This window comes from Sphingobacterium sp. MYb388, assembly GCF_037479535.1.
Taxonomy (GTDB): domain Bacteria; phylum Bacteroidota; class Bacteroidia; order Sphingobacteriales; family Sphingobacteriaceae; genus Sphingobacterium; species Sphingobacterium anhuiense.
Genome location: NZ_JBBGYV010000001.1, coordinates 74691 through 89870 on the forward strand (window position 1 = coordinate 74691; position 15180 = coordinate 89870).

8 protein-coding genes are annotated in these 15180 nt (G+C 33.6%); 4 read left to right on the top strand and 4 right to left on the bottom strand.

The genetic code is table 11. The features are described from left to right. Nucleotides 1–274 precede the first annotated feature (274 nt). The 3 genes from WH188_RS00355 to WH188_RS00365 all read left to right on the top strand — a co-directional run bounded on the left by WH188_RS00355 (nt 275) and on the right by WH188_RS00365 (nt 7979). Entirely contained in the window at nt 275–2668 is a 2394-nt protein-coding gene (locus WH188_RS00355; protein ID WP_168128039.1) for a mechanosensitive ion channel family protein, read from the top strand. A gap of 299 nt (nt 2669–2967) precedes the next feature. Beyond that, nucleotides 2968–6816 carry a TIM-barrel domain-containing protein gene (locus WH188_RS00360; RefSeq protein ID WP_339423039.1) on the top strand — a complete coding sequence of 1283 codons (3849 nt, stop codon included), beginning with the start codon at nt 2968–2970 and terminating at the stop codon, nt 6814–6816. Between the two features lie 209 nt (nt 6817–7025). After that, entirely contained in the window at nt 7026–7979 is a 954-nt protein-coding gene (locus tag WH188_RS00365; protein ID WP_132771985.1) for an arginase, read from the top strand. A 139-nt stretch (nt 7980–8118) separates the two neighbouring features. Here the strand turns inward: WH188_RS00365 and WH188_RS00370 are convergent, their stop codons facing one another. The 4 genes from WH188_RS00370 to WH188_RS00385 all read right to left on the bottom strand — a co-directional run bounded on the left by WH188_RS00370 (nt 8119) and on the right by WH188_RS00385 (nt 13139). Next, on the bottom strand, nt 8119–11292 hold the full coding sequence (locus WH188_RS00370; RefSeq protein WP_339423040.1) for an AsmA-like C-terminal region-containing protein: 3174 nt from the start codon (nt 11290–11292) through the stop codon (nt 8119–8121). A gap of 216 nt (nt 11293–11508) precedes the next feature. Next, a complete protein-coding gene (locus WH188_RS00375; RefSeq protein WP_168128043.1) occupies nt 11509–11889 on the bottom strand; it encodes a VOC family protein in 381 nt (126 codons plus the stop codon). Then, on the bottom strand, nt 11889–12332 hold the full coding sequence (locus WH188_RS00380) for a VOC family protein (RefSeq protein WP_021189762.1): 444 nt from the start codon (nt 12330–12332) through the stop codon (nt 11889–11891). The genes WH188_RS00375 and WH188_RS00380 overlap by 1 nt, the downstream gene beginning before the upstream one ends. A 243-nt stretch (nt 12333–12575) precedes the next feature. After that, nucleotides 12576–13139: a Crp/Fnr family transcriptional regulator gene (locus WH188_RS00385; RefSeq protein ID WP_132771982.1), complete on the bottom strand. Its 564-nt coding sequence runs from the start codon at nt 13137–13139 to the stop codon at nt 12576–12578. A 294-nt stretch (nt 13140–13433) separates the two neighbouring features. Here WH188_RS00385 and asnB point away from each other — a divergent pair, with 294 nt between their 5' ends. Next, nucleotides 13434–15122, top strand: a complete 1689-nt coding sequence (asnB, locus tag WH188_RS00390) for an asparagine synthase B (RefSeq protein WP_168128044.1) — start codon at nt 13434–13436, stop codon at nt 15120–15122. Nucleotides 15123–15180: the final 58 nt, after the last annotated feature.

Genomic DNA, 15180 nt, shown 5'->3' on the forward strand with positions numbered 1-15180 from the left:
GTGTAATACACCTGTTACTAGATACAATTGTCAGATCTGTTCTGGAAATGCCTTTATTTTAATTTGATAAAGTAATCTACATAACATGAATTTAGGAATTTATTTCGATTCGAGCTCTAAATAAAAATGTTGGAACTTTTATTTCAGATTAAGGATGTCTGAAGGTTCTGCTAGTTCCTTATAATCGTAGATATTTAGTTATTTTTGTTGAACTTGAATTTGATTGCACACATTCATCTTGAGTATCCTTTGTTTTTAATTTAAAGAATATTAAATGAAACCATCTAATTATATATTGATTTTGTTTTTATTGCTCTGCTTTAGTGATAAAAGTTTCGCTCAGATCGCTGTTGATACGATTAGCGCAAGGAAGAGCGAATACATTGTTAAAGCTTCTCGTAATAAGGAAAATCGTAGAGAAAATAGGATGCGACGCAATTTTGTAGATACTGTCGCTAGTTTGCAGTCGAATAGTACTGTTGATAGTCTGCGGGCTGATCTATCAAAGATCAATGTAAAATACATTGCAAATATTCGTGCATACGCATTGGAAAGTGAGGCTATACATAAGCGTGATATACGGACTGAATTTATTGAGAAGGTGAATAATTTTTCTGGAACGCTTCCTCCAGATTCTGTGACTTCATGGACGCATTATGTTCGCACTCAAATCGCTGATTTAAATGCATTTCACAGTAGTTTAGAAAGTTACAACCGTAGTCTTAATTTGACTTTAAGTCAACTAAAAGGGTTTCGATCAAAGTATAGTCAAAGTGAAACTAATGAGCGGTTAAGCACTTATTTGACTACATCAGAACAAGATGTGCAACGTAAAATTGATTCTTTACAAGTGTCTGTAAGTATTACCAATGATAATTTGAAGGCTTATTATGGTTTATCCCATCATGTGAAGGAAACTGTCTCTACGCAAACTAATGCAGGGAAGTCGGATACCTCAGCTGTAAAAAGTTCATTATGGAAAGCTGGAGGTGCCGCAGTTACAAAAGAGAAAATTTTAAATAATTTAAAAGATAATTACAGAAAGAGTAAATCGCTAGATACTTATGTGAATAAGACTGAGTGGACGAGTCGGGTGTTATTGATTATTTTGGTATTTGCTTATCTCTATTGGATTGTTTCGACAGCTTATGTATTAAATAAGCATAACAATAGCCTATCTGCTACGAAATCATCTTTTAATTATTGGGTTCCTGTTGGAAAAGCATTTGTTCTATTTCTGACGTTATTACCTATTGTTTCCATTGTTACTCCAACTTTGGTTATTCAAGGGATGCAATTGCTAATTATGGCCATATTTGGTCTTTTGTTAAGAAAGAAATTTACTGTAAAACATGGTAAAATTGTAGGATTTTTACTTCTTTTTTATATATGCGATGTCTTTGTCAATTCTGTTGTGAGCGAAGACCTTATTATGCGGATTGTTTGTATTTTATTTAATATAGTGGCTTTAGGAATAGGGTTTTATCTAAAAAAGAATATTAACGATCCTACTGCCGCGGGCTATATTCAACTTCCAGTTTTTATCATATTTGCCGTTTTAAATATTGGTGCAATTATTCTGAATATTTTAGGCTATGTTGATCACTCTCGTAGTTTTAGTATTGCTGGTGCGGTTGGTCTTGCACAATCTTTTACCTTGACTTTTTTCACGCAGATGATAAAAGAGGATGTTAGAAATCAGTTTTCAAGAAATCGTGTGAAGAGAGGATTTTGGTTGCGATTTAATGAAGAACGTGCTTTGAAGGCTACAGGGGATGCTTTGAAATTTGTTTGTCTTCTACTAGCCATTATTGTGCTGGCGAATAACCTTCAGTTTGCTGCTTCTTTAGCATCTTCGGTGTCTAAATTTTTGAGCAGTAATCATCAGCTCGGTGGAATTAATTTTAATTTTGGTAATTTATTGTTAGCGGTAATTATATTGGCTGCTGCTAATTGGTTTCAAAAGAATTTGAATTTATTGTTGATCGGTGGTGAAAATGGAACGTTGAGTACTGATTACGATCAGAAAATGACCCTTTTTCCCTTATTTAGGTTGATTATAATTGTTATAGGTTTTTTTATAGCTATTTCTGCTTTAGGTGTTAGTCTTGATAAGTTGACGGTAATCGTTGGAGCCTTAAGTGTTGGTATAGGTTTAGGAATGCAGAATATCATTAATAATTTTGTTTCGGGTATTATTTTAGCTTTTGATAAACCTTTTCGCGTTGGAGATCGCATTGAGTTGGCTGATAAAAAGGGTAGGGTAAAAGAGATTGGTATTCGCGCGAGCATCTTAAATACTGGAGATGGGGCCGAGGTTATTATCCCAAATGGTGATTTATTATCTGGACGTGTGGTCAATTGGACTTTATCTAATGATGATGCAAAAACAAGTTTTGTTATTCAGGTGGATCGTACAGCTGAACTTGATACTTTAAAATCGTGGATTACAGAGGCTGTTGAGCATAGTACTTTTAGTAAACCTGAATTGGGTATTGGCATTAGCGTTCAAGATATAAGTGAAGAAATGATTTACCTTAGTATTAGTTGCTGGATTGATAATTCGGGTAATAGTGGTGGTTTTAAAAATGATGTCTTGATTGAATTGAATAATCGGTTCAAAAAAGAGGAACTGAAGTTTTACAGTATTGCCCCTTCAAATAAATAGTTGAACTTATATAATAATAGCAAAAGGTCAGAATTATAACTTAGTTCTGACCTTTTGTTATTTCATCTAAATGCTAATGCTATATAGCTGTTTCTGATAAGTAGAATTTGATTGAAGGAGTTACAAATTGATATGCACTTTAATTTAAATTGAAGAATAATGTATTTTAATAGATACAATCTTTTATTTTCAAATCTCTTTCCTACATTTACGGACCTATAAATACAGTTTTAAAACAAATTATTATTTAACGTCTAAACAGCTATAAATAAAATAAGAAAACACAAAATTGTAACATAATGTATAAACAACACAGAAAGGTGATGTTTGCTTTGGCATTTCCTTTAATGGTTAGTATTGCTCCTACGCAGGCCAATTTCAAGGGAGAGGCTTTGCAGAAGCAAATTAATCCAACGTTAACTATTGTGAGCGCAAAAAAAATAAATGCGACGACAATAGAGGTTTTATTTACCGATAATCAACGATTAACATTTGATTTTTACGGAGGACATATTTTTCGTTTGTTTCAGGATAATACCGGAGGTATCATTCGTGATCCAGAAGCCAAACCTGCAGCTTCGATATTAGTTTCAAATCCCAGAAAGCCTGTTCATCTTTTAAATCTTAACGATTCAAATAATCAGATAACTATTGCTACAGATGAAATTTCTGTTGTTATTGATAAGTCAACTAATTTATTGACTGTTGTTAATCAAAAAAATAAAGACAAGTCTATTGTTTTTACAAAACCTATTCAATTTGAAAAGGGAAAGGTAACTTTAAGTCTTCAGGAAAAACCGGAGGAGTATTTTTATGGGGGAGGTGTTCAGAATGGTCGTTTTTCTCATAAAGGAAAAGTTATCTCTATTGAAAATCAAAATAGCTGGACCGACGGTGGTGTTGCTTCGCCTACTCCTTATTACTGGTCATCCGGAGGATATGGTTTTATGTGGTATACTTTCAAGCCCGGTAAGTATGATTTTGGTTCAAAAGAAAAAGGACAAGTTCAATTGACACATGACAGCGACTATCTTGATGTCTTCTTCATGGTAAATGATGGCGCTGTTCCTTTGTTGAATGATTTCTATCAATTAACAGGAAATCCTATTTTACTTCCGAAGTTTGGTTTTTATCAAGGTCATCTGAATGCTTACAACCGAGATTTTTGGAAAGAGGATGAAAAGGGCATCTTGTTTGAAGATGGGAAGCGCTATAAGGAAGGTCAAAAAGATAATGGCGGTATAAAGGAGTCTTTAAATGGAGAATTGAATAATTACCAATTCTCGGCGCGTGCTGTTATTGATCGTTATAGGAAGCATGATATGCCTTTTGGCTGGTTGTTGCCTAATGATGGTTATGGAGCGGGTTACGGACAGACAGAAACTTTAGATGGTAATATTGCTAATTTAAAAAGTCTTGGTGATTACGCACGTAAGAATGGGGTTGAAATTGGATTGTGGACACAGTCTGATTTACATCCAAAACCTGAGATCAGTGCATTATTGCAACGTGATATCGTAAAAGAAGTGAGAGATGCTGGAGTTCGTGTTCTGAAAACGGATGTTGCCTGGGTAGGTGCTGGTTATTCTTTTGGATTGAATGGTGTGGCGGATGTTGGTCATATTATTCCTTATTATGGAAATGAAGCTCGACCGTTCACTATTTCATTAGACGGATGGGCAGGTACGCAACGTTATGCCGGCATTTGGTCTGGCGATCAAACTGGTGGTGTCTGGGAATATATCAGATTCCATATTCCGACATATTTAGGTTCAGGTTTATCTGGCCAGCCTAATATTACATCCGATATGGATGGTATTTTTGGAGGTAAAAATAATGCGGTCAATATTCGTGATTTTCAATGGAAAACTTTTACTCCAATGGAGTTGAATATGGACGGGTGGGGTTCGAATGAAAAATATCCACATGCACTGGGTGAGCCTGTTACCTCAATTAATCGTAATTATCTGAAATTAAAATCAGAGCTTATTCCTTATGCTTATAGTATTGCTAAAGAAGCAGTAGATGGTTTACCGATGATCAGAGCACTGTTCTTAGAGTACCCAAATGCTTATACACAAGGAACATCTACACAGTATCAATATTTATACGGTCCTTCCTTTTTAGTAGCTCCTATTTATCAGGCTACGAAATCTGATGATAAAGGTAATGATGTGCGTAATGGCATTTATTTACCAGAGGGTACTTGGGTAGATTATTTTACAGGTGATAAATTTACTGGAAATGTTATTCTCAATAATTTTGATTCGCCGATCTGGAAATTGCCCGTATTTGTAAAAAATGGTTCCATTATTCCCATGGCAAATCCAAACAATAACGTTCATGAAATAAATAAAGGACTTCGTATTTATGAAATCTATCCAGAAGGAAAAACGTCTTTTACGGAGTATGATGATGATGGGGTTTCTGAAGCTTATAAATTAGGTAAAGGATCTTCTACCTTAATTGAATCATCTTTAGACGGAAAAAATCGGTTAGCTGTTACGGTGAATTCTACAATTGGTGATTTTGATGGTTTTGTGAAAAATAAGCAAACAGAATTTAGAATAAACGTTACTTCAAAACCTAAAAAACTGACTGGACTGATTGGAAAACGCAAGGTTAAATTGGTTGAAGTAAATTCTTTAGGAGAATTGGCTAATCAAGAAAATGTTTATTTTTATGATGCTGCGCCTAACATGAATAAGTTTGCAACTAAAGGTAGTGAATTTGAGAAGCAGATTATTACTAAAAATCCTGTTGTACATATTAAATTGGCCTCTACAGATATTACAGCAAGTAATGTAAGCTTACTGTTGGAGGGATTTGAATTTAATCCACAGGATCGTTTCCGCATTTCTTCGGGTGCATTGATTGCGCCTCAAAATGCTATTGTTAGTGAAGATAATAAAGCTGCATATACATTGAAGCCGACATGGAGCAAGGTAGACCATGCTGATTATTATGAGATCGAATTTAAAGATATGCTTTATTCGACGATCAAGGAGAATGAATTGCTCTTTGATGGGTTAAGTCCAGAAACGGCGTATACTTTTAAGTTAAGAGCTGTCAATAAGAGTGGTTTTTCTGATTGGGTTGAAGTTAAGTCCGTGACGAAGTCAAATCCACTGGAGTTTGCTATTCATGATATTAAAGGCGAAACAACAGCTGAGAATCAAGATGGATCAGGAGTTGATAAATTGTTTGACTTTGACGAAGGTAATATGTGGCATACTGCATGGGGTAAAAATGCATTACCATTTGATATGATTTTAGATCTAAAGTCTGTTAATCAATTGGATAAGATTCACTATTTACCTCGTACAGGTCGTGGTAACGGTATTGTGCTGAAAGGTAAAGTTTATTATAGCGCAGATAAAGATAGCTGGACAGAAGCAGGTGCATTTAACTGGGCTAATAATGATGAACTGAAGATCTTCAATTTTGCTAATCAGCCTACAGCTCGTTATGTTAAGTTAGCAATTACTGAAGGAGTCGGCGGATTTGGTTCAGGTCGTGAAATGTATGTTTTTAAAGTTCCTGGTACAGAGAGTTACATTCCTGGTGATATCAACAACGATCGTTTGATAGATCGAAATGATTTGACTTCTTATACAAATTATACTGGTTTGAAAAGGGGTGATGCTGATTTTGAAGGCTATGTTAGTAACGGTGATATTAATAAAAATGATTTAATTGATGCTTATGATATTTCAGTTGTAGCAACTCAATTAGATGGTGGTATCAAAGATCCTAAAGTCGAAAAAGTTGCAGGTGAAATCAGCCTATCGATTCCGAAAGCAAGTTATAAGAAGGATGAGATCATTGAAATTATGGTTAAAGGTAAGGATCTTAAATCTGTTAATGCCATCAGTTTTGGATTACCATATCAGTCGCAAGATTACGAATTTATTTCAGTTCAGGCGTTAGCTGTTAAAGGGATGGATAACCTGACCAATGACCGACTTCATACTAGTGGTGAAAAAGTATTATATCCTACTTTTGTAAATATTGGCGATCAAAAAGCTTTAAATGGAAATGAAGATCTATTTGTTTTGAAACTTAGAGCAAAAAAAGATTTAAAATATACATTGAAAGCTGTTCAAGGGTTTTTAGTTGATAAAAATCTGAATACATTAAGATTTTAAATTCTTTTTATTTTTTATAAAAACGGGCTTAGAGAAATATTTCTAAGCCCGTTTTGTTTTTGATTCTTATCCTAGTATTAGACGGTATTATTAACTTGAAATAATTATCTTTATATAAACAATTATAACCCAATGAGTGAATATTAAGTATTCATATTATGTTTCGTGGTTTTTATTTTTAATTGTATGCCTAGTTTTAGATTTGATGTATGAAAAGATCCATAAAAATTATCAAAAATAGATCTGATATAGGGGCTGGAACAAGAGGTTCCGATTTAGGAATTGATGCTATTGAGGTTGCTGCGATTAATAAGGGAAGCCAATACTTTCATAATTATCCTCATATTGATGTGGAAACTCGCAATGATGCAGTTTACGACCCGTCCTTCCATCCCTATGCTAAAAGAATTAAAGAAGTCTACGAGCAATGCCGTGAGGTTGCACTTGTCGTTGAAAGGACATTAAGAGAAGGTTTCTTTCCTTTAGTTTTTTCAGGGGACCATTCATCTGCTATTGGAACTATTTCTGGAATAAAATCTGTTTACCCCGATCAATCATTAGGGGTAATTTGGATTGATGCTCATGCCGATATCCATTCTCCTTATACCACTCCTTCTGGTAATTTACATGGTATGCCTTTGGCAGCTACATTAGGCGTAGATAATTTATTGTGCACAGTTAATCGGCCTGATGAGGAGACGAAAAAATATTGGCAGAAGTTAAAGGGTATTGGTGGACATTTAGGGAAATTTCAGGCTCAGGATTTGATTTATTTTGGTGTACGTGATACTGAACCTCCTGAGGATATATTAATCAATGATTTAGAAATTAAGAATTATATTGTCGACGAGGTTCGTCAGTTATCTGTAAAGGGCTGTATACGTGAGGTGATGAAGAAACTCGCCGGTTGTGATCTGATTTATGTTTCTTTTGATGTTGATAGCATGGATAGCGAGTTAATTTCTGATGGAACTGGTACGCCTGTACCTAAAGGTTTTTATGCTTCTGAAGTTATAGAATTGCTTGAAGGTATATTAAGCTCTAAGAAGGTTGTTTGCTTTGAGGTGGTAGAAGTAAATCCGTTATTGGATCACCAAGGGAATAAAATGGCTGAAGTGGCTTTTGAAATATTGGAAAAAGTAACTAAATCCATCGAAAGATAATCTATTATTCATGACTTTTAAAATTTGAATGGATTAAAAAGGCGAAGGATTATTTGATAAAAACAATCCTTCGCCTTTTTAATTTTAATATTCTTTAAGTATCTATTGTGATTTTGGATACCTTTTTTTATTTTATCGTCTATTTGTTGGATATTGTGATTGAATCTTGCATCAATGATTCTCGATATAATTTTTTATCATCATTGTCCATATCTGTATCCAGATCATCTTCTTTATATTTCCCTAATTTTATTATTGGGTTTTGTGCACTACCAGTTATTCGCATTGGAACTCCAAAAATACCAAAAGGAGGGAGCCCTAATCGGAATCCAAGATTCATCTTACCATCCAGTGTGACCTGTCCTTCAAAACGAGGTCTGAAAAATCCCATTTTCATTTTAGTACGTGCAATAGTCATTACATTATTGGCTATGGATGTATTGATCTTTACTTTTTTGACCGATCCATCAGCTAGACTTTCTTTTGAAGTTTCTTTTGAAATGTTGTTCAATAGTTTAAACCCCATGAATTGGATCTGTTCAAGGGTCAAGGAACCACTTCCTTTTATTGAAGGCATTATTGGATTCATGTTGTTATCTAGAAGTCCTGATAATTGATACTCAAGCGATACCAGTCCATGGGCATTTTTCGCAGAAGAAACCATTTCTTTAAACATAGGGATTTCATGATAAGCACGCTGGATGTCAAAACTATCAGCTTTTACGAGGTAATCAAATCGAGCTTTATTGCTGTTCAATGCTTTATATTGACCATTCATAGCCACTTTTAATCCTGAAAGTTCAAATCTTGTATTTGAGAATGAAAGGTTTCCATTTTGAATTGATACTTTGCTCGTTAGTTGATTTAATGTAAGCTGATCATATTTCATTTTATTTACGATGCCATTAACTGAGATATCTAGATTTTTTGGTAGTAAAATTACGCCTGAATTAGTACTTGTTGGGCTACTGTTTTCAGTTTCAGCAAAAAATGTAAAATCATTTACATTAATAATGGGGCTGCTTAATTGAAAATTACCTTTTAATGTCTGTGTTGTGTTTGTGAAGTATTGGATAAGATTATCTAAGTATCCTGTAATATTTAATTTGTTATGTCCATATGAAGATGCGACATCGCTAAAAACTAACTTCTCTTTGGCAAAAGTGAAATGTCCTTTTTTAATATTAAAGGGTTTAGGAAATAATTCAGATTGTACTTGTATTTGCCCGATGTCTAATGTTCCATGGTTCTTTAATTTATGGTATTGCCCACTTGTAGCATCGCTTTGTAATCCGGCGAGATCCAGATCGGTTCTAATATAACCATTGACGTTTATCCCCTCTATGGCAAATATTTTATATAGGGGTTCTAAATTAAGCTTCCCTTGAGACTTAATTGCATAGCGGATATTTTTAAAGTTTTGCAAATCTGCTTGCAAAAAGAAAGGTTCGCCAGCTAAATTGAAAGATATCGGTAAAACTTTAACTTTTAAATCTTTTAAAGAACCTTTTTCACTGGATATAAAGGTTTCAATATTTATCTCCTCAATTGGAAGGGGATAATTTAGTGTTTTTAGAAATCCGTTTTTTAAAGTAACTGTTGTATTTGTTTGTGGAAAAGTACCTTTTTTTAGATCCATTTTACCATCAGCTACCATATTGACAAAGATTTTTCCCGATATTTCAAGGCTATCGACTGGATATACTTTTTTAATATCGGCCAATTGAATATCAGCCTGCATATTTGATTTGACATCTAATTTTAGCAAATCGTTGATATGTATAAATCCTTTTATGTAATTGTTCAGTGCTTTAATGTCAATATGATCTAATGCAATTTGAGCATTGGTGATTTTTGCATCATTACATGTTGCTTTTAAATCATACTCAATTTTTTCGATAGCTGCAGGTAAATTTGCGAGTTTGAAATACCCTTTGCGTAACGTATTGTGAATATCAAAATTAGGTATAGATGCAATGGTAGTATCTATTTTATTTCTTAATCCTGAGGTTTTAATAGCCGTTGCGTAGGTTCCATTAATAAAACCAGCTAACATCCAATTTCCTCTAAAGCTTAAGGTGGGCAAAGCTAGTGCATTACTGACAGCACTTAAGTCTAGATTACTTTTAAATTCAGTATTTACATATAAAGGATTTAGTCCTTTAACTATTCCTTTGCTGTTGAAATATCCGGAAGCAACCTTAAATTCAAATTGTTTTAATTCAATTAAAAGAGAATCTGGGTTTAATTGAGGAAGGTTAATCTTAAGTTTTGTCTGTAGATCTTCTATTGGGATTTTAGCCGTCTTATTGGAAAAGTATCCATCTGTAATATTTAAACCCACGGTAAGATCTGGCATTTTATGTTCTTCTACAATGTATTCCCCTACGAGATCTATGAATAGTTCTGAGTTACCTTTTATTTTTGTTTCGGCCAACCATTTCGAGTAGGAGGTCGGAACTAAAGATAGTAATTCAGATAAAGTGCTTTTACTGGATTTTAATTTAAAATCCAGATGATAGCCATTTGTTAAGAAACCAAATTCACCTTTAAATTTAACAGGAAGTTTATTGATCCGAATGTCATTCCTTTCAAATATAAAAGCCAATGTATTGGTGTTTACTTTAGTCATGAGACTGGCATGTATCATTTTATCATCTACATATTTTTCTCCGTCGAAAGTTAGGCTTAATGATTGTATGTCGGCTTTGCTATCTAAATCAAAAAGTGAAGACATGAGATCACCATGACCTTCATAATCCATTTTTTTAGCTTCTAGGATGATTGGAACTGATAAATCCTCGTAATACACATCTACTTTTTGAAGTAAAATGCTTTTAAAGGCTAAGTCAATTGCGGTACTTGTTTCATCAGTATTTGTTATTTTATCATTCTTTTTTTTAACGATATTATAATTAGACTCACCATCTTTATTTACTTTAACATGGATTTTGCCATGATCGATATAGAATTGTTCAACGACAATTTTTGACTTTAAAAGGCTTAGAATATCGACTCCAAGACTTACCTGTTTTGCTTTTAATAGCTCAACATCTTTAAAGGGAGCAGATCCTTTTAGGGAAAGGTCATGAAGGGAAGCTGTTAATGCAGGGAAGTGGTCGAAGAAATATAAATGAATTTTACTGTAATTTAACTCGCCATCAATCTGATCATTAATAACCTCTTTAATTTTTGTATTTACTTGTTCCTGAAATAATAAAGGAATAGTAAAAATGAGTGCAATAAATAAAATACAAGCTGTAAAGATTATTTTACCAGTGAGTAAAAAGTAGGGTAGATATTTTTTTAACACAAATTCTTTTTTTGAATTTGCAAAGAACGTATAAATCTTTGTAAAACAATATTGAAAAATTACAATTTTCAATATTCCTATACAAAGTGATGGTAAAGAAATTCGGAGCCTTTATAAACTTGATCTTATGAAACGGATAGCAAATAGGGGGAAGATATTTTTATAAAATATACTAAAGGGATTAATAAATAAGTTATTAATCCCTTTAGTATACGTTTAATGAGCGTTGATGTCCACTTCAAATATCCCAAAGATATTGTTGTCCGGATCAGTAAAATATTCTTGATAACATTTTCCTATTACTGCAAACTTAGGTAAGGCAATCTTTCCGCCATTATGTAAAATGTTTGCTGATGTCTGATCAAAATCGTCAACTTCCATTGAACATGTAAATGCATTAGTACCACAATTTGACGGAGGAACTTCTGCTGGACGTTTTAATAATCCACCCATTATACCTGCTGTTTCTATTCGATAGTATTCAATTGGAAGGTTTTCTTCTTTAATAAATGTCCAACCAAAAAGTTGTTGATAGAATGAAGCAAGGTTTTTAGGATCAGTTGCTTGAATCTCAAAGTATACAACTGCATTTTTCATTATTGCATTTTTTTATTCCCTTCAAAATGAATCATCCACGAAATACCATATTTATCTTGGAATGATGAATATAGCTCAGCCCAGAATTGTTCTCCTAATGGCATTTCGATATTTTGTGCTTCTGCAGTGAGTTTTGCATATAAGTCTTTTGCTTCATCAGCTGTTTTTGTATCCAACATTAAATAAGCATTTGTTCCAGAAGTTGCTTTATGTCCGAAACCTTCGATACAATCGGATCCCATTAGCATGACAGAATCATTGATTTTAATTGCTGTATGCATTATTTTATCTCCTGCATCAGCAGGTAGTGGATAATTTGGATCGGCTGGCATATCCTTGAAGCGGTATATACCTAGTGATTCTGTATTAAAAACAGATTGGTAAAATTTGAAAGCTTCTTCGCAATTACCGTTAAAGTTTAAGTAAGCATGTAAAATAGCCATAATTTTCTTTTTTATATTTAAGTTATATCAAAGTTAGTTGTTGATTTGACAACTGTATGTCAGTAAATAAATTGGTAAAAAATATTTTTATTATTTAAGTTTTGTTTCTATTCATAAACCAGAATATAAAAGAACTGTTTTAAAGTCTTGACGATCTGTTGCTTTATTTATCTTACTCAAAAGTAAAGTAAACCCTAATCAATCGACTTCGCATAGGACAAGTAATTTTACTGCTCGGATAAATTATATTTCTTTTCGGATTCGACTTAACGATGTGTCTGTTATGCCTAGGTATGAAGCTATATATTTTAAAGCTGCTTGCTTAATTATTTGGGGTTTGGTACTGATTAAATTATGATAGCGTTCGGTAGCAGAAAGTGAAACCATATCTATAAAACGTTTTTTGTTAATGTGTAAAGCATAGGTCATCCATGATCGTCCCCATTCATTAAAAGCTGGAATGGTATGATACAAAGATTGAAAGGTATTAAAATCAATTTTCCAAACGCTACAGTCAGTTAAACATTGAAGATTTTCGGGAGAAGGAAATTGAAGAAAAAGTGAAGTGACTTCGATAACTACATCATGATCACCAAAGAAATCAGTTGTAATTTCATTTCCATTATAATCATGAATAAATGACCTTATGAGGCCACTTTCCAAAATATAGTATTCATGTGCCTTTTCGTCTTTGCGGAGTAAAAAATCATTTTTAGAAAAATGAAGAAGCTCATGTCCGGTCATTATTTTATTTAGGTCACTTTGTTTAATTGCTAGATTTTCATAATGATGAAGTAAAGCTTTCATAATGGGTGATTTATATTTTTTTTCTAGTATGAATTTATGCAAAAAATGCCAAATCTGGTTAGAAAATGAAACAAGTATATTTAGTAATGCATGTTTTATTGTTGATTATTAGAGGGTTCTTTATTTTTTATTTGGTACTGATTGAGTCATTTTAATGTATAAATGGTAAAGAACTTAGTTGTTTAATGTTAAATTTTTAATAAAATTTAAAAAACATTATGAATTTAATTATTTATTGCTTTAATTTGTGTCAATAATTCAATCAAAAGAAAGAAACAATAAAAAAACAATAATATGTGTGGTATCATCGGAGCATTTGATTTAAAGGAATCTGTCACATTAATCAGACCTCAAGTTTTAGAAATGTCTAAGCGTATACGTCATCGTGGACCAGATTGGTCAGGTATTTATAGTTCAGATCTGGCTATACTTGCGCATGAGCGACTAGCTATTGTAGATCCAAAATCGGGTAGTCAACCTTTATATAGTCCAGACGGGCAAGTTGTCTTAGCTGTTAATGGCGAAATTTACAATCATCAGGAATTGCGCGATAGTCTGCCAAATTATGATTTTGCTACACAATCTGACTCTGAGGTTGTACTCGCTTTATATTTAGAGAAAGGACCTCAATTTATAGAAGATTTAAACGGAATTTTTGGTTTTGCTCTTTATGACGCTCGCAATGATTCATTTTTTGTCGCTCGTGACCATATGGGTATTATACCTTTATACTATGGTATGGATGATAAGGGACAATTTTTTGTTGCTTCGGAATTGAAGTCCTTAGAAGGATTTTGCACTACTATGGATCAATTTCCTCCGGGACATTATATTTATAGCATTGAAAGTAAAGAGCCTAAGCGTTGGTATTCAAGACAATGGGAATCATATGACGCAGTTAAGGATGCTGAAACAGATATAGCTAAATTGCGTGAAGCTTTAGAAGCTGCTGTTCACCGTCAATTGATGTCTGATGTCCCTTATGGTGTCTTATTATCCGGAGGTCTAGATTCATCAGTAATTGCTGCTGTAACAAAAAAATTTGCTTCCAAACGTATAGAATCTGGTGATGAAGAAGAGGCGTGGTATCCACAATTGCATTCTTTTGCTGTTGGATTAAAAGGTGCTCCAGATTTAATTGCTGCACAAAAAGCTGCAGACCATATTGGCACTATCCATCACGAGATTAACTTTACTATTCAGGAAGGGCTCGATGCTATCCGCGATGTTATTTACCATTTAGAAACTTATGATGTTACTACGATAAGAGCTTCTACACCGATGTATTTATTATCACGTGTGATCAAATCTATGGGGATAAAAATGGTTCTTTCAGGAGAAGGTTCTGATGAGTTATTTGGAGGATATTTGTACTTTCATAAAGCACCGAATGCTAAAGAATTTCACGAAGAGACAGTTCGTAAATTGAAGAAATTGTATTTATATGACTGTTTGCGTGCTAATAAATCTTTAGCGGCATGGGGTGTGGAGGGACGTGTTCCATTTTTAGATAAGGAATTCATGGATGTTGCCATGACGATCAACCCAAAGGATAAAATGATTAAGGATGGTAAAATGGAAAAGTGGGTGTTACGTAAAGCATTTGAAGATTATTTACCAGAAAGTATTGCCTGGAGACAAAAAGAGCAATTTTCTGATGGTGTAGGTTATAGTTGGATCGATACTTTAAAAGAACAGGCTGAAAGTAAAGTAAGTGATGCCGTATTTGCAGGTGCGGCGGAAAGATTTCCTATCAATCCTCCTAAAAATAAGGAAGAGTTTTTATACCGTACGATCTTTGAATCACATTTCCCTTCAGATGCGGCTGCTAAAACAGTGCCCTCTGTTAAGTCTGTTGCTTGCAGTACTCCTGAAGCTTTATTATGGGATGCGTCATTTCAAAACTTAAATGATCCTTCGGGCAGAGCTGTTGCTGCGGTTCATAATGATAGTTATGTTAAAAAAGAGGTATTGGCTGATTAAGATCTAAATTACATCGATAAAATGGAAAGGCCTCATCTTTTAGTAGATGAGGCCTTTT

What these genes read in the sequence shown, in the direction of transcription:
- asnB (WP_168128044.1), top strand. Translation starts at nt 13,434, where the DNA reads ATGTGTGGTATCATCGGAGCATTTGATTTAAAGGAATCTGTCACATTA.
- WH188_RS00360 (WP_339423039.1), top strand. Translation starts at nt 2,968, where the DNA reads ATGTATAAACAACACAGAAAGGTGATGTTTGCTTTGGCATTTCCTTTA.
- WH188_RS00355 (WP_168128039.1), top strand. Translation starts at nt 275, where the DNA reads ATGAAACCATCTAATTATATATTGATTTTGTTTTTATTGCTCTGCTTT.
- WH188_RS00380 (WP_021189762.1), bottom strand. Translation starts at nt 12,332, where the DNA reads ATGGCTATTTTACATGCTTACTTAAACTTTAACGGTAATTGCGAAGAA.
- WH188_RS00385 (WP_132771982.1), bottom strand. Translation starts at nt 13,139, where the DNA reads ATGAAAGCTTTACTTCATCATTATGAAAATCTAGCAATTAAACAAAGT.
- WH188_RS00375 (WP_168128043.1), bottom strand. Translation starts at nt 11,889, where the DNA reads ATGAAAAATGCAGTTGTATACTTTGAGATTCAAGCAACTGATCCTAAA.
- WH188_RS00365 (WP_132771985.1), top strand. Translation starts at nt 7,026, where the DNA reads ATGAAAAGATCCATAAAAATTATCAAAAATAGATCTGATATAGGGGCT.